Below are 20,003 nucleotides of genomic sequence, written 5' to 3' on the forward strand. Positions count from 1 at the left end.
GAGAGCAAGGCACGGAGCCGGGACCGGGGCACGGAGCCGGGGCCGGAGCAGGGACCCAAGGCCCAGGCCGGGGCCCAGGCCGGGTCGAGCGCCCGGACCGGAACCGCCGCCGGAGCACCCCAGCGCCCCGTCAGGCCGAGTCCCGCACCACCAGCTCGGTCGCCAGCACCACCTGCCGCCGCGCCCGCCCCCGCTCCGCGATCTCGTCGAGCAGCAGCCGCGCCATCGTCCGCCCCATCTCCTCGATCGGCTGCCGCACGCTGGTCATGGCCGGCTCCGTGTGCCGGGCCACGATCGAGTCGTCGAAGCCGATCACCGCCACGTCGTCCGGCACCCGCCGCCCCGCGGCCCGGAGCACCTGCATCGCCCCCGCCGCCATCACGTCCGAGGCGCAGAACACCCCGTCCACCTCCGGACGGCGCGTCAGCAGCTCGCGCATCGCCAGCCGCCCGCCCTCCTCGGTGAAGTCGCCGAGCACCACCAGCTCCTCCCGGTACGGGCGCCCGGCCTCCTCCAGCGCCCCCCGGTACCCGGCCAGCCGGGCCCTGGCCACCTCCATGTCCATCGGCCCGGTGATGGTGGCGACCTGCTCGCAGCCGCGCCGCAACAGGTGCCGGACGGCCATCCTGGCCCCGCCCGCGTTGTCGGCGTGGACGTAGCTGAGCGGCTCCAGGTCGCCCCGGCGCCCGGCGAGCACCGAGGGGATCTCCAGGCTCTCCAGCAGGGCCGGCAGCGGGTCGTCCTGATGCACCGACACCACCAGTACGCCGTCCACCCGTTGCGCGGTCAGATAGGCCGAAAGTCGTTCCCGCTCGCGCTGGTTGCGGACCAGGATCAGCAGCAGCTGCATGTCGGTCTCGGCGAGCTCCGCCGAGACCCCGCTGATGATGTCGGAGAAGTACGGCTCCGAGAACAGTCTGGTCTCCGCCTCCGGCACCACCAGGGCGATCGAGTCGGTGCGCGAGGTGACCAGGGTGCGGGCGGCCCGGTTGGGGACGTAACCGAGCTCGGCGATGGCGGCGTTGACGGCCTCGCGGGCCTTGTCGCTCACCCGCGGGGAGCCGTTGACCACCCGGGAGACGGTGCCCCGGCCGACGCCGGCGAGGGCCGCGACCTCCTCCAGGGTGGGGCGGGCCGTGGTCCGGCCGGCCCCCGGTTCCCCCCGGGGCCCCGTCGGGCGCTGTGCGGCGGTCTGGCTCATCGCTCACCTCGTGGGACGCGTACGTGATCGGGCACGTGATCGGGCTGTTCGCTGCTCATTGTGGCCGGTGCGAGCGCCGGCGCACCGACCCCGGACCCGACGGGCGGACACCGACCCACTCTCCGATCCACCGGCCGGTCGCCGGACCGGCCCGACGGTCGAACCGGAAACGATCCGGCAACTGCTCTTGACACCCACCCCCGCCAGCCAGCAACCTTCCGGCAGGCACCCATGGGAGCGCTCCCACACTCTCATACCTTCCCACCCGGACCAAGGAGAACGCCATGCGCCGCAGCACCGCCCTCCCCCACAGAGCCGCCGCCCTCGCCACCGCCGCCCTCGTACTGACGGGCTGCTCCAGCGCCGCCGGAGGCTCCGCGGGCGACTCCGCGGGCGGCAAGATCACCCTCACCGTCGGCGACTTCGGCACCTTCGGCTACCAGGAAGCAGGCCTCTACCAGGAGTACATGGCGGCCCACCCGAACATCACCGTCAAGTACGAGACCGCCCAGGACGGCCAGAAGTACTGGGACGCGCTCACCACCCGCCTCGCGGCCGGCAGCGGCCTGGCCGACGTGCAGGCCGTCGAGGTGGGCTACATCGCCCAGGCCACCGGCAAGTTGGCGGACAAGTTCGTCGACCTCGGCAAGACCGAGGGCGTCAGCGCCGGGGCCTGGCTGCCCTGGAAGTCGCAGCAGGCGACCACCGCGCAGGGCGCGCTGATCGGCCTCGGCACCGACATCGGCCCGATGGCGATCTGCTACCGCAAGGACCTGTTCCAGCAGGCCGGGCTGCCCACCGACCGGGAGGCGGTCGGCGCGCTCTGGGCCGGGGACTGGTCGAAGTTCGTCGACAAGGGCAAGGAGTACCAGGCCAAGGCCCCGGCCGGGACCTTCTTCACCGACTCGGCCAGCGGCCTGTTCAACGCGGTGATCTCCAGCGACGCCCAGCAGTACTCGGACGCCTCCGGGAAGCTGGACGTCAAGGGCAGCGCCAGCGTGCAGAAGGCCTGGTCCCTCTCGGTGGCCGCCTCGCAGGCGAAGATCAGCGCCGGGCTGCGGCAGTTCCAGAAGCCCTGGGAGTCCGCGTTCGCCAACGCCAAGTTCGCCACCGTGGTCTGCCCGTCCTGGATGACCGGCATCGTCAGCAAGCAGTCCGGCGAGGCCGGCAAGGGCAAGTGGGACATCGCCGCGGCACCGGTCGCCGCCAACTGGGGCGGGGCCTTCCTGACCGTGCCGAAGGCCGGCAAGCACACCAAGGAGGCCGCCGAGCTGGCCGCCTGGCTGACCGCGCCGGAGCAGCAGGCCAAGGTCTTCACCAAGGTCGGCAACCTGCCCTCGACCGCCGCCGGACTCAAGCTCCCGGCCGTGCAGTCGGCGACGCTGGACTACTTCGGCGACACCCCGACCGGCAAGATCTACGCCGCCGCGGCCGGTTCGATCCAGCCCGCGAAGATCGGCCCGGACGACGGCACCGCCAAGACCATCATCACCGACAACGGGATCCTCGACATCGAGGAGCACGGCACCGACCCGGCCAAGGCCTGGCAGAACGTGCTGAAGACGATCGACGACAAGATCACCAACTGACGCCCGACGCCCACCAGTTCCGAGCCGCCGCCCCGGCCGCGAGCCCCTGACGGCCCGTCGGCCGGGGTGGTGCCCCACCACCCCGGGAGGACGCCCCGTGGCCACCCCCGCCCCACCCCGCACCGAACGCGCCGAACGTCCCGAACGCACCGGCCACCGTCCGGCGGTACCGTCGAGCTGGCGCTCCCGCCTGTACCGGCTCGACCTCAAGGCCGCGCCCTACGCCTACGTCGCCCCGTTCTTCCTCTGCTTCGCCGCCTTCGGCCTCGTCCCGCTGATCTGGACCGGCTGGCTCTCCCTGCACCAGGTGGACCTGCTCACCCCGGACGTCATGGAGTGGCGCGGCCTCGGCAACTACACCCGGCTGTGGGGGAGCGAGCAGTTCTGGACGGCGCTGCGGAACACCTTCACCATCGGCGTCCTGTCCACCGTCCCGCAGCTGCTGATGGCCCTCGGCCTGGCGCACCTGCTCAACTACCGCCTGCGCGGCCGGGGTTTCCTCCGGGTGGCGGTGCTCGCCCCGTACGCGACCTCGATCGCGGCGGCCACCCTGGTCTTCGTCCAGCTGTTCAACCCGGACTACGGCATCGTCAACTGGGCGCTCTCCGCACTGGGTTTCGACCGCACCGACTGGTTCGCCGACACCTGGCCCTCGCAGATCGCCATCGCCACCATCGTGACCTGGCGCTGGACGGGCTACAACGCGCTGATCTACCTGGCCGCGATGCAGGCCGTGCCGAAGGACCTGTACGAGGCGGCCGCCCTCGACGGGGCGTCCCGTTGGCAGCAGTTCACCCGGATCACCATCCCCTCGATCCGGCCGACCATCCTTTTCACGGTGATCGTCTCGACCATCGGCGCCACCCAGCTGTTCGGCGAGCCGATGCTGTTCGGCGGCGGTGTCGGGGTGAGCGGCGGCTCCGCTCACCAGTTCCAGACCCTGAGCCTCTATCTGTACGAACTCGGCTGGCCCAACCGCCAGTTGGGCCGCGCCTCGGCGGTGGCCTGGACGATGCTGCTGATCCTGCTGCTGGTCGGTGCGGTCAACCTGCTGATCGCCCGGCGCCGCCGCCGCACCGAGCTGGGAGCCTGAGCGATGAGCACCCTGAGCACCCCCACCACGCCCTCCGGACCCACCACGACGCCCGGCCCCACCGCCGCCCGGCCGGCGCCCGCCACCAGGCGGCGGTTCCGGGCCGGGGCCGGCGACCAGGACAAGGCGGGCCCGGTCAGCTACCTGCTGCTCGGCCTGGCCGCCGTGGTCTCCCTCTTCCCGCTCTACTGGACCTTCGTGGCCGCCACCCACACCGGTGAGCGGGTCGCCCAGTCCCCGCCGCCGCTGCTGCCGGGCGGCTCGCTCTGGGCCAACGTCTCCACCGTCTGGGAGCAGGCCGCGATGGGGAAGGCGCTGCTCAACTCCACCATCGTGGCCGGCCTGGTCTCGCTCTCCACCGTGGCCTTCTCCACCCTGGCCGGCTTCGCCTTCGCCAAACTGCCGTTCCGGGGCCGCAACGCCCTGCTCACCGTGGTGGTGGCGACCATGACCATCCCGCCCCAGCTGAGCGTGATCCCGCTCTACCGGATCATCACCGACCTGGAGTGGGGCAACCAGCTGCAGTCGGTGGTCCTGCCCTCCCTGGTGGCCGCCTTCGGGGTCTTCTTCATGCGCCAGTTCCTGGCCGAGGCCCTGCCGGTGGAGCTGGTCGAGGCGGCCCGGATGGACGGTGCGCACAGCCTGCGGATCGTCTGGCACGTGGTCTTCCCGATCGCCCGGCCGGCCATGGCGGTGCTGGGCATGCTGGTGTTCGTGCAGTCCTGGAACGACTTCTTCTGGCCCTTCGTGGTGCTCACCCAGCAGAACCCGACGGTACAGGTCGCGCTCTCCGCGATCGGCGGCGGCAGCGCGTACGACATCAACCAGGCGGTCATCATGACCGGCGCCCTGGTCGGCACCCTGCCGCTGCTGCTGATCTTCGCCGTCCTGGGCAAGCACATCGTCGGCGGCATCACCGCCGGTGCCGTCAAGAGCTGACCGCGCGTCAGCCCCTCTACCTTGGGAGCGCTCCCGTTATGACCGTGACCGACCCCGGCCCGCTCGGCACCGAGGCGACCCTCCGCCCGGCCTTCCCGCCCGGCTTCGCCTGGGGCGCCGCCACCGCCGCGTACCAGATCGAGGGCGCCGCCGCCGAGGGCGGCCGCACCCCCTCGATCTGGGACACCTTCAGCCACACCCCGGGCAAGGTGGCCGGCGGGGACACCGGCGACACCGCCGTGGACCACTACCACCGCTTCCGCGAGGACGTCCGGCTGATGGCCGAACTCGGCCTCACCGCCTACCGGTTCTCGCTCTCCTGGCCCCGCATCCAGCCCACCGGCCGCGGCCCCGCCGTCGAGCACGGCCTGGACTTCTACCGCGCCCTGTGCGACGAACTGCTGGCCCACGGCATCGCCCCCGTCGCCACCCTCTACCACTGGGACCTCCCCCAGCACCTGGAGGACACCGGCGGCTGGCCCGCCCGGGAGACCGCGTACCGCTTCGCCGAGTACGCCGCCCTGGCGGCGGAGGCGCTCGGCGACCGGGTCTCCACCTGGACCACCCTCAACGAGCCCTGGTGCAGCGCCTTCCTCGGCTACGGCTCCGGCGTGCACGCCCCCGGCCGCACAGACCCGGCCGACGCCCTGCGCGCCGCCCACCACCTCAACCTCGGCCACGGCCTCGCCGTCGGCGCCCTGCGCGCCGCGCTCCCCCGCACCGCGCAGCTCGCCGTCTCCCTCAACCTGCACCAGGTCCGCCCGCTCACCGGGGACCCGGCCGACCTGGACGCGGCCCGCCGGATCGACGCCGTCGGCAACCGGATCTTCACCGGCCCGATGCTCGACGGCGCCTACCCCGCCGACCTGCTCGCCGACACCGCCCATCTGGTCGACTGGGACGCCCTGGTGCGGCCGGGGGACCTCGCCGAGACCTCCCGCCCGATCGACCTGCTGGGCATCAACTACTACACCCCGACCGTGGTTTCGAGCGCCGCCAGCGCCGCCCACCTGCCCCGCCACGACGGCCACGGCGCCAGTGCGCACTCCCCCTGGCCGGGCGCCGACGAGGTGGCCTTCCACCTCGCCCCCGGCGAGGTGACCGCGATGGGCTGGCCGATCGACCCGAGCGGCCTGACCGACCTGCTGCTCGCGGTCCACCGCGACCACCCCGGCCTGCCGATGCTGGTCACCGAGAACGGCGCCGCCTTCGAGGACCGGGTGGGCCCCGACGGCACGGTGGACGACCAGGACCGGATCGCCTACCTGCACGGCCACTTGGCCGCCCTGGCCCGGGCGGTGGAGCTCGGCGCCGACGTGCGCGGGTACTACCTCTGGTCCCTGCTGGACAACTTCGAGTGGGCGTACGGGTACGCGAAGCGCTTCGGCGCCGTGCACGTGGACTACGAGACGCTGGCCCGCACCCCGAAGGCCAGCGCGCACTGGTACGCCGAGGTGATCCGTACCGGAACGCTCCCCGCGCACGCCCCCCGCCGAACCGACGGGGCGTGACCTTCGCGGGTGGGGTTTCGTTCTCTGTTGACGTGCGAGCAAACCACGTGGCGCAGCCGCGAGTCGAGGGACCGGACGGCGAGTGTACGGACTCCGCGGCGGAGGCCGTAGCGGGTGCCGGGGCGAGTGTCGGGGCACGTGTCGGGGCGGGCGCCGTCCCGGTCACCGCCGCCGACGCCGGCGCGGATGCCGGCGCCGGGCGGGGGCGGCTGCCCCGGCCGCGCACCAGGACGCTGGCGGCCGGCGGGGCGGTGCTCGCCCACGTCTGGGGCCTCGGGCTCGGAGTGGGGGTCGCGTACGCCGCGGACGGTTCGGCGGTGGCCGGGCTGCTCGGGCCCGACCTGGTCCAACGGGCTGACGCCCCGGCCCTGTTGGGCCAGCTGACCGGGGTCGCGACCCCGGTGCTGGAGCAGCAGACCGCCTCGGTGGCCAAGGCCCTCCAGGAGCGGATCAAGACCGACGGGCTCCCGCTGCCCGGCCAGGCCACCACCGTGCCGGACGCCTTCGCCATCGCGGCGGTGCTGCTCCCCTCGGTGCCGCCGCAGCCGCGCGGCGACGGGCCGCGGGCCTCCCGCTCGACCCCAGAGGACGAGCCGGGGGTTCCCGGGCCCGGCGCCCGGCCGAGGATCGAACCCCCCGTCTCCGCACCGGCCCCCGCGGTCGGGCCGGCACGGATCCCCACCGACGGTGGCGGCCCGGCGGCAGCCGCTGTCCGGACCGCCACCGTGCAGCTGCCGCAGGGCACTTGGTCGCTCGCCGCACCGGAGGAGGACGTGGCACTGGCCGCCGCCAGCCCGGTGGAGATCGAGGGCGAGCTCACCGCCGTGCTGGTGCCGATCGCGGCCGGGATGCTGCTCACCGGGGCGGCGATGTACAAGCACAAGGGCCTGCCGCGCGGGCACTGAGCTCCGCGACCCGGCGGTCCCACGGCTCGGCGGGCTTACGGCTCAGCGGGCTTACGGCTCAGCGGGCTTACGGCTCGGCGTTCCCACGGCTCAGCGGAAGACACCGGGCGGCGGGGTCGGGGACGGCGCCGCCGTGGCGTCGGTGGCCGGGAGCGCCCCGGCCGTGAAGTCGGCCAGCCCCCGGCCGTGCTCGATCCGGCCGAGGTAGGAGTCGGAGGCCACCCGGCGGCCCAACTCGTCGAGCGGGAGCGCCTGCTGAGCGGCCGCCAGGATCAGATTGCCGAAGCGCTTGCCGCGCAGCACCGCCGGATCGGCGATCAGGCAGACCTCGGGGAAGACCGCCAGAAGGGTGGCCACCTGGGAGCGGGCGAAGGGCAGGGCACCGCCGTCGGCGATGTTCGCCGCGTACCGCCCGCCGGGGGCCAGCGCCCGGGCGGCCAGGGCGGCGAACTCCACGGTGGCGCAGTGCGCCGGGGTCCGGGCCCCGGAGAAGACGTCGGCGATCACCAGGTCCACCGATCCCTCCGGAGTGCGTTCCAGCACCGCACGGGCGTCCGCACCGCGCACCTTGATCTGCCATCCGCGCTCCAACGGCAGTTCGGCGCGCACCAGTTCGGTCAGCTCGGGGTCGATCTCGGCGACCTGCTGACGGGACCTCGGGCGGGTGGCGGCGGTGTAGCGGGCCAGGGTGAGCGCCCCGCCGCCGAGGTGGAGCACGGTGACCGGACGGCCGGGCGGGGCGGCCAGGTCGATCAGGTGACCCAGGCGGCGCTGGTACTCGAAGCCGAGGTGGGTCGGGTCCGCCAGGTCCACCAGGGACTGCGGGGCGCCGTCCAGCAGCAGCGTCCAGGCCCGGGCACGGTCCCGGTCGGGAACCAGCTCGGCCAGGCCGGAGGCGACCTTCCGGGCCAGCGGACCCTGGGCGTGGATACGGCCCTCGGCGCCGGTGGCGGACGCGGCAGAGGTGGCGGCTGCGGCGCCGGCGTCCGGCTCGGTCTCGGTGCGAGCCCGACCGGCCCGGTTGCGTCCCATGGCAGCCATTATCGCCGGACGGCAGCCCCGGGCACGGCACGGAGCCGCAGGTCAGCGGGGCGGGGCGGGGCACGACACGGAGCCACAGGCCGGGCCGGCGGACCGGGCCGGGCCGACCTCGGAGCCGACGGGCCCTCAGCACGCGGAAGCGGGGCGGGCGGGGAGCGCGAGGCGGAGAGGACGGGCCGGAGAAGGCGGGGCGGCGAAGGCGGGCGGCGGCCGGGGCGGGAGGCGGCGGCTCGGCTCAGAACGGCCCGAGGCCCCCGGCGGCCAGGGTGCAGGCGGCCTCGCAGAGGCCGGAGCGGAGCACCCAGGGGTCGGTCGGCCGGGCCAGCGCACCGGGGCCGGACGGCGGCATCACCCAGCGCGGGTCGGTGGCGGGGAGCAGCCGGGCCCCCGGCGTACAGGAGGTGCCGGGCAGGTGCCACTGCCCGGCCACCCCTGCGGGGACGAGGAACGCGATGGCGGTGCCGCCGTCGCTCTGCAGGACCGTGCCGCAGGCGCGGCGCAGGCGCAGGATGTCCACCGTCTCCAGGCCGTGCCGGACCGCCACCGTGACGGTGTCGAAGCCGGCCGGGGAGGAGGGCAGGACGGGCGCGAGCGGCGCCGCCGCGAGCAGGGGCCGGACGGGCCTGGGGGTGACCGGGACGGTGATGTGACGGTACTGCGGAAGTCCGGCGGCCATGGGCCCTCCTGTCTCCTCGTCAACTCGGCGGCCCGGCCGCTCGTCCGGGTGCGCCGGACGGCGTGGGGTCGGCCAGGGGCCGCCATGTATCAGGACAACGCGAAAGGGTGCCGAAAGGCCACGGGCTGACGTACAGCAACCCATGGCACTTCATGGCATTTCAGCGCAACTCTGTCCCTTTTATGGGCAATTGACCGTACCTCAGCCCACAACCGGACGTGTCCGGTCCGTGACAGTCGGTACTCTCTGCGCTGGATCGAGACCCCCGACTCGGAGCGCAGCACCATGGCAGCCACGAGACCACCCGTCCCCAACGCCGCCATGCGAGCGCTCCGGGGTGACCTCTCCCCCGGCGAGTTCGCGCTCGCGATCCGACGCGCCGCCCGGGAGATCGGCGAGCACGTCTCCTGCGACGCGCGCTACGTCGGCCGGGTGGAGTCCGGCGAGATCCGCTGTCCCAACTACGCGTACGAGCGGGTGTTCCGGCACATGTGGCCCGACCGCTCGCCGGCCGAGCTCGGGTTCACCCCGCGTACGGCGGTCCGCCGCCGCGCGGCCGACCCGCCGTCAGTCCCGGGTCCGAGGCTTCGTCCCGGCGGGCTGCCGCCGCTCGACGCCCCGTACCTTCCCGACGAGGAGCACGACGACTTGCGTCGCCGAACCTTCCTGACCGGCGGACCGGCCACCGTGGTGGCCCCCACCTCGCTGGCCGCCGCCCTCGGCCTGGACCGTCCCGCCATGGCCGCTCCCCGCTCCACCGCCCCCGGGCACACCGTGCCGCCCCCGCGCCGGGTCGGCTCCGCCGAGGTGCGCGGCGTCGAACAGGCCGTCCGCGACATCCGCTTGCTGGACGACGTGCACGGCGCCGACACCCTGTTCGAGCTGGCCGGGCAGTCCCTGCGCAGTGCCTACGTGCTGCTCAACGACGGTGACTACGGCGCCGCGACCGAGCGCCGACTCCAGTCCGGCGCCGGCGAGTTGGCCATCTCGGTGGGCTGGCTGGCGCACGACTCGGACCGCACCGTGGAGGCCCGTTCCTTCTACGCCGAGGCGCTGGCCACCGCCCGGATGGCCAACGACCCGGCCCTGGAGGCGCACGTCTTCTGCAACAGCGCCTTCCTGGCCCGGGACACCGGCCGGGCCCGTGAGGCCCTGCGGGCCGCCCAGGCCGGGCAGTCCGCCGCCCGCCGGCTCGACTCCGCCCGGTTGCTCTCGCTGCTCGCCATGCGGGAGGCCGGGGCATGGGCGCTGCTGCGCGACCGGGGGGCGTGCGAGCGGGCGCTCGGGCGGGCGTACACGCTCTTCGACCAGGGCGAGGCGGAGGCCGACCCGGAGTGGATGACCTTCTTCGGCGAGGCCGAGATCGCCGGGCTGGAGTCCCAGTGCTGGTCCGCCCTGGAGGTCTGGGACCGGGCCGGGGTGCTGGCCCGCCAGGCGGTTGACCTCCAGGAGCCGCACTTCGTCCGCAACCGGGTGCTCTACACCGCCGAGTTGGCCCACGACCGGCTCGGGCTCGGGGACCTGGCCGGGGCCGCCGTGCTCGCCTCCGAGGCGACGGCGCTGCTGGGCGAGGTCCGTTCGGCCCGGATCCGGGCCATGCTCTCCGGGACGGCGCGGCAGCTGCGGGCGCACCGTGCCGTCCCGGAGGTGGCGGCCTTCCTGGCCGCGCACGAGGCCGCCTGAGCCCGGCGGCGGGGTCGGGTCCGGCTACTTGCCGAGGTGGGACTGGTCGTTCCAGAGTTCGACCGCCGGGGCCCCGTACTCCCAGGAGAGGACGGAGAGGGCGGCCGTGCCCAGCTTGAACCGCTGCGCGAACTCGGGCGGCAGGCCCAGCCAACGGGCCGTCAGGATGCGCAGCAGGTGCCCGTGGGCGAAGACCACCACGTCGTGGTCGGCGCAGTGCATGGTGGTGGTGTCCGGCTCCGGGGTGCCGTGCTCCTCGTGCAGGCCGGCCAGGAAGGCGTCCACCCGGGCCGCCACCTCGGAGAGCTCCTCGCCGCCGGGCACGCCGTCCCGCCAGATCAGCCAGCCGGGCTGGTCGGTGGCCCGGATGTCCGGACCGGTCCGGCCCTCGTACTGGCCGTAGTCCCACTCCAGCAACTCCTCGCGGTCCACCGCGCGGGCGCCGAAACCGGCCAGCTCACAGGTCTCCCGGGCCCGGGAGAGCGGGCTGGTGTACACGGTCGCCTCCGGCAGGCCGTGCCACGGCGCGCCGGCCAGCCGGACCCCGAGGGCACGGGCCATCTCGCGGCCCTCCTCGGTGAGCGGCACGTCGGTGCGGCCGGTGTGCTGGCCGGTGACGGACCAGGCGGTCTCACCGTGGCGGACGAGCACGATACGGGCGGGCATGAGCGGCTCCTCACAACTCGTTGGCAGTTCCTCCCCGGCCAAGACGGGCACCGGCCAGCCTCGCCATCGAGTCGCCGACACCCCCATGATCCCCCACCGCCGGAGCCGGCACGGCCGCCGGGCCCTCCACCACCCGCTCAGGCCCGGCCCGGCTGGACCATCTTCCGGCCGGCCGTGCTGCCGCCGTCCACCGCGACGGAGGCTCCCGTCATGTAGGGGAAGTCGTCGGAGGCGAGCCCGAGCACGGCGCGCGCGATCTCCTCGGCCTCGGCCATCCGCTCCAGTCCGTCGATGTTGAGCGGACCGAACGCCCGCTTGTACGCGGCCCACGCCTCGTCGGGGATGCCGGGCGGGCGGACGAAGGGGGTGTCGGTGGTGCCCGGCAGGAGCGCGTTGACCCGGATGCCCCGGGGACCGTAGGCGAGCGCGGCGGCCTTCACGATGCCCTGCACGGCCCGCTTGCTCGCGGTGTACGCGGCGCTGGTCGGCCGGGCCTGTTCGGCCGCCGAGGAGGAGGTGCAGATGATGACGCCGCGCCCGGCCGTGAGCATGTACGGGACCTCGTACTTGACGGCGAGGAAGACGCCCCTGGCGTTGGTGGCCTGGACGTCCTCCCACTCCTCGACGCTCAGCTCGTGCGGCGCCTTGGCACTGCCGATGCCCGCGTTGTTGAACGCCACGTCGATCCCGCCGTACCGGCTCGCGATCCGGTCCACGAACTCCTGCACCTGCCCGGCCTCCCGCACGTCGGCCCGCACGTACGTGGCCTCGCCGCCCGCGTCCCGGATCTCCCGCTCCACCTGGCGTCCCAACTCGGCCCGCCTGCCGCAGAATCCGACGTGGGCGCCGGCCGCCGCGAAGGCCCGGGCGGTGGCCCTGCCGATGCCCGAGGTACCGCCGGTGATGAGCACCGACCTGCCCTGGAACCGTCCTTCCCCGCCCCGCCGCCCCGCCGGGGCGGCGCTCGCCGTCCGGGCACCCGCGCCGAGCAGGGCGCCCGCCGCGCCGACGGCGGCCGCGCCACCGAGCAGGGCCCGCCGCCCCGGCCCGGCCGCCTTCGGGCCGCCGTTCGCGCAGTCGTCCACGTTGTCGTTCCCGTTCGTGTCGCCGTTCGCGTTCGTCTCCATGGCGACCACGCTCGCAGTCCGGGCCGGGGCTCCGGCTCGGCCGACGGGCCGGACCTCGCGGCCCGTGGGAGGAGGCGCCCTCCTCCCACGGCAGGACCCGGGGCGAGCGGACACCCGCCTATCGTGAGGCGCGTGAACCGATCAGGCATGGAGCTGGCGTTCGACCAACGGTTCGCCGCCCTGCGGACGGTGGCGCTGGTCGGCGTCCTGGTCGGTGACCTCCTCCTGGTGCACCGGCCCTCCGGCGTCCGGGACGTGGCCCTCGCGGCGGCCGGGACCGCCCTGTGCGCGATCGCGGCCAGGTGGACGTTCGGCGCGGTGCTGCTGCTGTCCGGCCTGCTCGTCGCCGCGCACGCGCTCGGCTCGGACATCGTCCCCGCGTTGAAGGTGCTCGCGGCCGTCACCGTCTTCGAGCTGGCCGTCCGGGAGCACGGCCGCCGTCCGGTGGCCGGCTCGGTGGTGCTGGCCCTGGCCGTCGCGGCGAACCGCCTCGCCGACCTCCCCGGCGAACTCCCCTCCGTGCTCTACAAGATGGGCATCGTGGCCGGGCTGCCGCTGCTCCTGGGCGCGTACCTGCGGACCACCCGCGACGCCGCCCGCGACGCCCGCGCGCACGCGGCCCGGGAGGCGGCCGGCGCCGGAGAGCGGGTGCTGGCCGCCCGCGCCGCCGAACGCACCGCCATCGCACGCGAGTTGCACGACCTGGTGGCCCATCACGTCTCGTCGATGGTGCTGCGCGTCGGCATCGCCCGGCACGTCCTCCCCGCCGCCACCGTCGACCCGCGGGTGACCGAGGTCTTCGACGACCTGCACTCCAGCGGCAGCGAGGCACTCGCCGACCTGCGCCGCCTGGTGGCCGTGCTGCGCGATCCGGACGGCGTCGCGGGCCCCGGTGCGGCCTCCGCCCTGGTCACGCCCGGGGCACTGCCGGACGCTCTGGAGTCCGTCCTGGAGGGCGGCCGCCGCACCGGTCTGACGGTCACCGCCGTCGTGGACCCGGCCCTCGCGCACCTCGACGCGGTCCGCGGCCTCGCCGTGCTCCGCCTGGCCCAGGAGGGCCTCGCGAACACCGCCCGGCACGCCGGCAGCGGCACCCGGGCCGAGCTGACCGTCCGGATGGCCGAGGACGACACCGTGCACCTGACGCTCCGAGACGACGGCGCGGGTCGTCCCGGCTGGCCCGCCCCGGCCCCGGCCCCGGCCCGAGGCACGTCCGGGCACGGGCTGGTCGGCATGCACGAACGCGTCGACCTGCTCGGCGGCCGCCTGGAGGCGGGCCCGACCCCGCGGGGCTGGTCGCTCACCGCCGAACTGCCCGCCTCTCCCGCACCCGTACGACTCCCGGAGCAGACACCGTGATCCACGTCCTGGTGGCCGACGACCAGCAGCTGGTCCGGATGGGCCTGCGCATGCTCTTCGAGCAGGCCCCCGACATCGAGGTGGTCGGCGAGGCGGAGAACGGCGCGGAGGCGGTGCGGCTGGCCCAACGCCTCCGTCCGGAGGTGGTCCTGATGGACCTTCGGATGCCCGTGCTGGACGGCGTCACCGCGACCCGCCGGATCCTGGCGGCCCGCCCCGCCACCCGCGTCGTCGCGCTCACCACCTTCGACGACGACGACCACCTCTACCCGGCGCTCGCCGCCGGGGCCTGCGGCTTCCTGGTGAAGGACACCCCACCGGCCGACCTGGTCGACGCCGTGCGCCGGGCCGCGGACGGCGAGGCCCCGTTCAGCCGGGCCGCTCTCGACCGGCTGGTCGGCCACGCCGTCGACGCCCGGGCCGCCAAGGCTCCCGACCCCGGCTCCGGCTCCGACCGCCCGGCGGTGCCCGACATCACCCCGCGCGAGCGGGAGGTGCTCGGCCTGGTCGGCGGAGGGCTGTCCAACCGGGAGATCGCCGACCGCCTGCACCTGGGCGTCACCACGGTCAAGACGCACGTCGCGAACCTGATGGCGAAGACCGGCCGGGACAACCGGATCCGCCTCGCCGTCCTCGCGGTCGCCACGGGCATCACCACCGACCAGGGGCCGCCGGCAGCGCCCGGGTCGCCCGGAGCGTCCCGGGTCGGGCCGTCCTGACCCGAAGTGTCGGTGGTGGGTGCGAGACTGGGCCGCACCATGAACGTCTCGATCCAAGGGCAGGCGGAGCCGGTCGCGCGGCGGCTCCGCGAACTGCGCGGCCCGGCGCCGCAGCGCAGCCTCGACGCCCGGGCGCTGGCCGCCCTCGCGGCCAATCCGGGGTGCCGGCGGCGGGCAGTGCTCGATGCGGCCGGGGTGGACAAGCGCGCGGTGGCGGAGCGGTTGGGGCGGCCCGCGCCGTTCGGGCAGTCGCCGTTCGCGATCACCCGGGGGAACGTCTTCGAGGCCCGTCTCAAGGACGACGGCTACGCCGCCCTGCTGGCCCCGCTCCGGGCCAGGCTCGGACTCCCGCCCGAGGGAAGCCCCCTGACGGTCCCCGACCTGCTGCCGCGCTCCGCCCCGGCCACCCGGGCGGACCGGACCCGCCAGGTGCTGGCCGAGGCGGCGGCCGACCTCGACGGCTGGACGCTGCTGGACCACCCGATGCTCCGCCTCACGGTGGCCGGCACCCCCGCCTACCTGGAGCCGGACGCGGTGCTGGTGCACGGCGGCCGCTGCACGGTGGTGGAGATCAAGTCCTTCCCGGTGATCGACGGCTCCGCCGATCCGGCCAAGGTCGGCGCGGCCGCCCGGCAGGCGGCGGTGTACGTGCTGGCGCTCCAGCAGGCCGCCGCCGAGCTGGCGGGCGTGACGGTGGACCAGTCGCCGTACGGACAGCAGCAGTTGCCCGGCTCGCCCGAGCTGAGCGTGCTGCTGGTCTGCCCGAAGGACTTCTCCAACCGGCCGACCGCGAGCAGCGTGGACGTCCGCCGCGAGCTCTCGGTGACCAGGCGTCAGCTGGCCCGGCTGACCAGGATCGAGGAGCTGCTGGAGGCCCTGCCGTCCGGCACCAGCTTCGACCTGGCGCCGGACCAGGCGGGGGTGCCGACCAGGCCGGTGGCCGAGTTGGGCAGCGCGGTGGAGGCGGTGCCGGCCAGCTACGGCCCGGACTGCCTGGCCGCCTGCGAGTTGGGCTTCCTCTGCCGGTCACAGGCCCGCACCTCGGGTGCGGTGGAGCAGCTCGGCCGGGGCGTACGGGGCGAGTTGGGCACCCTGCGGACGGTGGAGGAGGCGCTGGCCGCCGCCGAGAAGGGCAGCCCGGACGGCACCGACGAGGCGGCCGTGCGGCTGGCCCACGCCGCCGCACTCCGCACCGAGGCGCTGTGCGCGGCAGGCTCCGCGGGCGCGGCCGGTGCGACCGGTACGACCGGTACCGGCACCCGGGAGGCGGCCCGGTGAGCCTGCTGGACACGCTGGCCCGGCTGGAGGCCGTCCGCAGCGGGCACGCCGAGCCGCTCGCCACCGTCCGGCACCGGCACCTGTCGGAGCGTCCGATGGTGCTGGTGCCGCTGGCCGCCGCCGGCGAGGCGGGGGCCCCGCTGGCGGTGCTGCTGGGCACCGACCGGGAGCACCCCCGGCTGCTGCTGGTGCCGCAGCCGCTCAACCGGGACATGCGCTTCGGCTTCCTGGCCGAGTTCGCCGCCGAGCTGCTGCCGTACCTGGAGTCCTACGCCGGCGAGGTGGAGCTGGTCGAGCGGTCCGAGAAGGATCCGGAGACCGGCGAGAAGACCCAGACCTTCCGTGAACTCTGTGCCGATGCCCCGCAGTTGATCGTTCCGAACGCGGGCGCGGTGCAGCACCTGGCGCTGATCGGCCGCTCCACCCGGTTCCGCCGGACGGCCTCCGACCCCGACCCGGGGCCGTACCCGGCGCCGACCCAGGTGCCGCTGCTGGGCCGCTGGCTGACGCACTTCACCGAGCGGGCCCAGGTGCCTGGCTCCTCCCTGCTGCTGTCGGTGACCCAGCTACTGGCCCGGCACTGGGCGACCGGCCAGAGCCTGCTGGAGGACCAGCACCTCGGCGCCCGGCTGGCCTGGCACCGGCCGCCGGCCGGGACGTCCGGCGCCGAGCTGGCCGAGCGGGTGGAGACCGAGCGGGACGCCCGGGGCGTGCCGGTGCACCCGCCGGCCGGGCCGGCCACCGATCCGGTCTTCGACGCCAAGGTGCTCGCCCCGGCGATCACCCGGCACGACCAGGCGCTCACCGCGCTGGCCCACCGGGGCGACCCCCAGGCGCAGTCGGCGGTGAAGCGCGCCGCCGAGGAGCTGCGCGCGGTGCTGCTCGGGGCCACCCTCCCCACCTGGCACGACGTCTGGCGCGGCCTGGACCTGCTGCGCGAACTGCCGCCCGCCGCCCACCTGGCCGACCGCTGGGAGGGCGACCGCTGGTCCTTCACCAACCACCGGGACAGGCTGGCGGCCGGCGAGCCGCCGCAGCCGAAGCAGGACGACGCCGTGACCGCCGCGCGCAAGCTGGCCCAGCGCGAGCGCGAGCAGGCCAAGGTGGACGTGCAGGAGGCACTGGACGACCCGCTGGCGATGGCCGGGCACCGGCTCTCGGGCGAGGCGTTCAGCGGCGAGGTGGTGGAGGTGGTGCCGGAGTACGACACCACCGGCCGCTCCCCCAAGCCCCGCCCGCTGCTGGTGCTGCGCACCGCCGACCGCCCGCACGCCGACGCGGGCCGCGAGGTGCACCGGGCGAACGGGCCCTCGGCCCAGAAGGCGGAGATCGTGGCGGCGGCCGGGGGCACCGTCACCGTCCGGGTGCTGAACGGCATGGGCCGCAAGAAGGAGCCCGAGCCGGGCAGCCTGCCCGAGCCCGGCGAGCAGGTCACCTTCACGCTCTTCGAGCTGACCGCCCGTCAGTCCGCCCCGCTCCCCGAGCCGGAGGACACGCCGTGGACGCACGGCGGCCCGCCCGGCGGCAGCACCGATCCCTCGCCTACCGCAAGCGAAGAGTGGGAATGACCACCGGCATGACCATCGACCCTCCGGCCCCGGAGGCCCCCGCGGCTCCTGAGGCCCCCGAGGTGGCGAACCCGGGCGCCGCCGCCGACTCCGCCGTGGCCGCGATCCTGGCCGCCACCGTCAGCCCCGCCCCCGGGGGACCGCGGGGCGTGGTGGTCGACTCCCCGCCCGGCGCGGGGAAGTCGACGCTCGTGGTGAGGGCCGCCAAGGAGCTGGTCGCCGGCGGCGAGCGCCTGATGATCGTGGCCCAGACGAACGGTCAGGTGGACGACCTGGTCGGCCGGTTGGCCGAGAGGGGTCCGGAGCTGACGATCGGCCGGCTGCACGCGAGCGACGCCAAGCCGGGCCCGGAGCTGGCCGCGCTGGCGAACGTGACGGCCTCCTCCAAGGTGGCGGAGCTGCTGGAGCAGGACGTGGTCATCTCCACCGCCGCCAAGTGGCAGTGGGTGAAGGCCGAGCAGCCCTGGCGGCACGCGATCGTGGACGAGGCGTACCAGATGCGCTCGGACGCACTGCTGGCCGTCGCCGGGCTGTTCGAGCGGGCGCTGTTCGTCGGTGACCCGGGCCAGCTGGACCCGTTCACGGTGGTCGGCACCGACCAGTGGGCCGGCCTGTCGTACGACCCGTCGAGCAGTGCGGTGGTCACCCTGCTGGCGCACAACCCGGCGATCCGCCCGCACCGGCTGCCGGTCTCCTGGCGGCTGCCGTACTCGGCGGCTCCGCTGATCTCGCAGGCGTTCTACCCGTACACCCCGTTCCGCTCGGGCACCGGCCCGGACGACCGGCGGCTGACCGCCGCCACCGCCGGGGACGGCTCGGCACTGGACGCGGCCGTGGACGAGGCGGCCGAGCACGGCTGGGCGCTGCTGGAGCTGCCCGCCCGGCACACCGTGCGGACCGACCCGCAGGCGGTGCAGGCCACCGCCGCAGTGGTGCAGCGCCTGCTGGCCAGGGGCCTGACGGCGCACTCGGAGCAGGGTTCGGCCCCGCTCACCCCCGACCGGATCGCGGTCGGCACCGCGCACCGGGACCAGGCGGCGGCGGTGCGGGCCGCCCTGGTGAAGCTCGGCGTGCCGGTGGACCACGCGGCCGGCCCGGCCGTCACCGTGGACACCGCCAACCGGCTGCAGGGCCGGGAGTACGACGTCACGGTGGTGCTGCACCCGCTCTCCGGCCGCCCGGACGCCACCGCCTTCCACCTGGAGACGGGCCGGCTCTGCGTGCTCGCCTCGCGGCACCGGCACGCCTGCATCGTGGTGGCCCGGGCCGGCATCCCGGAGCTGCTGGACGAGCACCCGTCCACCGAGCCGGTGCAGCTGGGCGTCACGATGAAGTTCCCGGACGGCTGGGAGGCCAACCACGCGGTGCTGGCCCTGCTGGGCGAGCACCGGGTCCGGCTGCGCTGAGCACGGCGGACGCGGCACGAACACCGGCGGAGGCAGCACCAAGGGGGCGCACGGGAGGGGAATAGCGACCGCACGCGCACCGTTCCGTTACCGGCCGTCCCCGCGCGACAATGGGACGGCAGCCACCCACCACACCCCGGAGGTGTCCCACCATGCCCGACGCCGGTGCTTCCCGCCCCGACGCTGCCGACCTCGTCGCACCGGACGCCCCGTCAGCCGTGCCCGCGCCCGCCCGTCGGCTGCGCCCGGCCCAGCTGCTCTTCGAGCCGCAGGCCGACGAGCCCGAGGCGGAACGGTTCTTCGACCTGGAGTCCATCGCCGACCCGGCCGAACTGCTGCGCCGCTCCACGGAGTTGACGCTGGCGTTCCGGGCCGCCGCCGAGCGGGCCGCCGATTTCCAGGCCATCGCCGCGGCCCAGCTGGCGGACACCCGCCGCTTCGACGCGCTCTCCCCCGCCGAGATCGCGGACCGGGCCGACTGGACCCCGGACTACGCGGCCAAGATGGTCGAGTACGGCGGTTCGCTGCTCCGCCGCCGGGCCTCCGGCGAGCACTGAGCCGAGCGGGGCAGGCGGGGGCGCAGCCGGCCGGCAGGCCATTGGCATATGCGGCCGGGAAGGGTACGCCCCCACCCCACCCGCTGTCCGGCGAACGCCGCTTTCCCTGCGTGCGGCGCCCGCCCCGCGCCACCCTGCTGTGCGTGGACATCTGGACGTATCAATCCGTGGAGTACGTCACGGCCGCCGGCGAGGCCTGGCTGGCCACGGCGAGCGAGTACCCGCGCAGCATGCGTGCCCTGTGGGAGTCCCGCCCCTGGGCCCCGACGGTGCTGCCCTGCGGCCGCGCCTTCGACGTGATCAGCATGCCGGCCCTGTTCGGGCGGGCCGTGCTGGACGAACTCTGGGCCTCCGGGCCGGGCTGCGGCCCGGTGGCCTCGTACCGGGGCCGGACCCTGCTGTTCGTGCAGCCGGGCGCCGCGGCCCGGCTGCGCACCCTGCTGGCCTGGGAGGAGTGGGCCCGCGAGGTGCCGCCACTGCTCTGCCACGGCCTGGGGGACGCGGTGACGGTGCCGCCGATCCAGCGGATGCTGGACGCCCCGGCCTCACCCGGACAGGGGTCGGGCCGGTGGATCGTGGCGCCGGACTCCCGGGAGCCGTGGCTGCCGGGGGCGGCCACCGTGCTCTGGGCCTGCGTCCGGGCGTCGCGGGGGTGAATTGGATTTTGGTTCCGCCCGAACACGCT

General features: G+C 75.0%; 18 protein-coding genes. 13 read left to right on the top strand and 5 right to left on the bottom strand.

Annotated features, from left to right (window positions below; translation table 11 throughout):
- Positions 1-130: 130 nt before the first annotated feature.
- Positions 131-1,201, bottom strand: coding sequence for a LacI family DNA-binding transcriptional regulator (locus tag ACWCYY_RS37515; protein ID WP_345285816.1), 1,071 nt, complete (start codon positions 1,199-1,201; stop codon positions 131-133).
- Between the two features lie 284 nt (positions 1,202-1,485).
- Here ACWCYY_RS37515 and ACWCYY_RS37520 point away from each other — a divergent pair, with 284 nt between their 5' ends.
- The 5 genes from ACWCYY_RS37520 (at position 1,486) to ACWCYY_RS37540 (ending at position 7,238) form a co-directional block, all read left to right on the top strand.
- Positions 1,486-2,790, top strand: a complete 1,305-nt coding sequence (locus tag ACWCYY_RS37520) for an ABC transporter substrate-binding protein (protein ID WP_345285814.1) — start codon at positions 1,486-1,488, stop codon at positions 2,788-2,790.
- Between the two features lie 97 nt (positions 2,791-2,887).
- Positions 2,888-3,883: a carbohydrate ABC transporter permease gene (locus ACWCYY_RS37525; protein WP_449798596.1), complete on the top strand. Its 996-nt coding sequence runs from the start codon at positions 2,888-2,890 to the stop codon at positions 3,881-3,883.
- A 3-nt stretch (positions 3,884-3,886) separates the two neighbouring features.
- Complete coding sequence (locus tag ACWCYY_RS37530; RefSeq protein ID WP_345285812.1) at positions 3,887-4,822, top strand: carbohydrate ABC transporter permease; 936 nt, start codon at positions 3,887-3,889, stop codon at positions 4,820-4,822.
- Between the two features lie 38 nt (positions 4,823-4,860).
- On the top strand, positions 4,861-6,333 hold the full coding sequence (locus ACWCYY_RS37535; RefSeq protein WP_345285810.1) for a GH1 family beta-glucosidase: 1,473 nt from the start codon (positions 4,861-4,863) through the stop codon (positions 6,331-6,333).
- Positions 6,334-6,584: 251 nt separating this feature from the next.
- The gene (locus tag ACWCYY_RS37540; protein WP_449798597.1) at positions 6,585-7,238 is read left to right on the top strand and encodes a hypothetical protein; all 654 of its coding nucleotides are present in this window, start codon (positions 6,585-6,587) and stop codon (positions 7,236-7,238) included.
- 90 nt (positions 7,239-7,328) lie between these two features.
- Here ACWCYY_RS37540 and ACWCYY_RS37545 read toward each other — a convergent pair whose 3' ends face one another.
- On the bottom strand, positions 7,329-8,270 hold the full coding sequence (locus tag ACWCYY_RS37545; protein ID WP_380149309.1) for a spermidine synthase: 942 nt from the start codon (positions 8,268-8,270) through the stop codon (positions 7,329-7,331).
- 244 nt (positions 8,271-8,514) lie between these two features.
- Positions 8,515-8,955 carry a hypothetical protein gene (locus ACWCYY_RS37550; RefSeq protein ID WP_345285804.1) on the bottom strand — a complete coding sequence of 147 codons (441 nt, stop codon included), beginning with the start codon at positions 8,953-8,955 and terminating at the stop codon, positions 8,515-8,517.
- Positions 8,956-9,240: 285 nt separating this feature from the next.
- Between ACWCYY_RS37550 and ACWCYY_RS37555 the strand changes: the two genes are divergently transcribed.
- Entirely contained in the window at positions 9,241-10,638 is a 1,398-nt protein-coding gene (locus ACWCYY_RS37555) for a tetratricopeptide repeat protein (RefSeq protein ID WP_345285802.1), read from the top strand.
- A gap of 24 nt (positions 10,639-10,662) precedes the next feature.
- Here the strand turns inward: ACWCYY_RS37555 and ACWCYY_RS37560 are convergent, their stop codons facing one another.
- Together ACWCYY_RS37560 and ACWCYY_RS37565 are read right to left on the bottom strand one after the other, a co-directional pair.
- Positions 10,663-11,304 carry a histidine phosphatase family protein gene (locus ACWCYY_RS37560; protein WP_345285800.1) on the bottom strand — a complete coding sequence of 214 codons (642 nt, stop codon included), beginning with the start codon at positions 11,302-11,304 and terminating at the stop codon, positions 10,663-10,665.
- 137 nt (positions 11,305-11,441) lie between these two features.
- Entirely contained in the window at positions 11,442-12,431 is a 990-nt protein-coding gene (locus tag ACWCYY_RS37565; protein ID WP_345285798.1) for an SDR family NAD(P)-dependent oxidoreductase, read from the bottom strand.
- Positions 12,432-12,563: 132 nt separating this feature from the next.
- Between ACWCYY_RS37565 and ACWCYY_RS37570 the strand changes: the two genes are divergently transcribed.
- The 7 genes from ACWCYY_RS37570 (at position 12,564) to ACWCYY_RS37600 (ending at position 19,974) form a co-directional block, all read left to right on the top strand.
- Positions 12,564-13,790 (top strand): sensor histidine kinase, encoded by a 1,227-nt coding sequence (locus tag ACWCYY_RS37570; RefSeq protein ID WP_449798598.1) that lies wholly within the window; start codon positions 12,564-12,566, stop codon positions 13,788-13,790.
- Positions 13,787-14,509, top strand: coding sequence for a response regulator (locus ACWCYY_RS37575; RefSeq protein WP_449798599.1), 723 nt, complete (start codon positions 13,787-13,789; stop codon positions 14,507-14,509). The genes ACWCYY_RS37570 and ACWCYY_RS37575 overlap by 4 nt, the downstream gene beginning before the upstream one ends.
- 39 nt (positions 14,510-14,548) lie before the next feature.
- On the top strand, positions 14,549-15,787 hold the full coding sequence (locus ACWCYY_RS37580; protein ID WP_449798600.1) for a hypothetical protein: 1,239 nt from the start codon (positions 14,549-14,551) through the stop codon (positions 15,785-15,787).
- Positions 15,784-17,355 carry a hypothetical protein gene (locus ACWCYY_RS37585; RefSeq protein ID WP_449798601.1) on the top strand — a complete coding sequence of 524 codons (1,572 nt, stop codon included), beginning with the start codon at positions 15,784-15,786 and terminating at the stop codon, positions 17,353-17,355. The genes ACWCYY_RS37580 and ACWCYY_RS37585 overlap by 4 nt, the downstream gene beginning before the upstream one ends.
- Before the next feature lie 8 nt (positions 17,356-17,363).
- The gene (locus ACWCYY_RS37590; RefSeq protein WP_449798609.1) at positions 17,364-18,761 is read left to right on the top strand and encodes an AAA domain-containing protein; all 1,398 of its coding nucleotides are present in this window, start codon (positions 17,364-17,366) and stop codon (positions 18,759-18,761) included.
- Between the two features lie 152 nt (positions 18,762-18,913).
- The gene (locus ACWCYY_RS37595; protein WP_345285788.1) at positions 18,914-19,318 is read left to right on the top strand and encodes a hypothetical protein; all 405 of its coding nucleotides are present in this window, start codon (positions 18,914-18,916) and stop codon (positions 19,316-19,318) included.
- A 143-nt stretch (positions 19,319-19,461) separates the two neighbouring features.
- Positions 19,462-19,974, top strand: a complete 513-nt coding sequence (locus ACWCYY_RS37600) for a bifunctional DNA primase/polymerase (RefSeq protein WP_345285786.1) — start codon at positions 19,462-19,464, stop codon at positions 19,972-19,974.
- Positions 19,975-20,003 lie beyond the last annotated feature (29 nt).

This window comes from Kitasatospora sp. NPDC001664 (assembly GCF_053596675.1).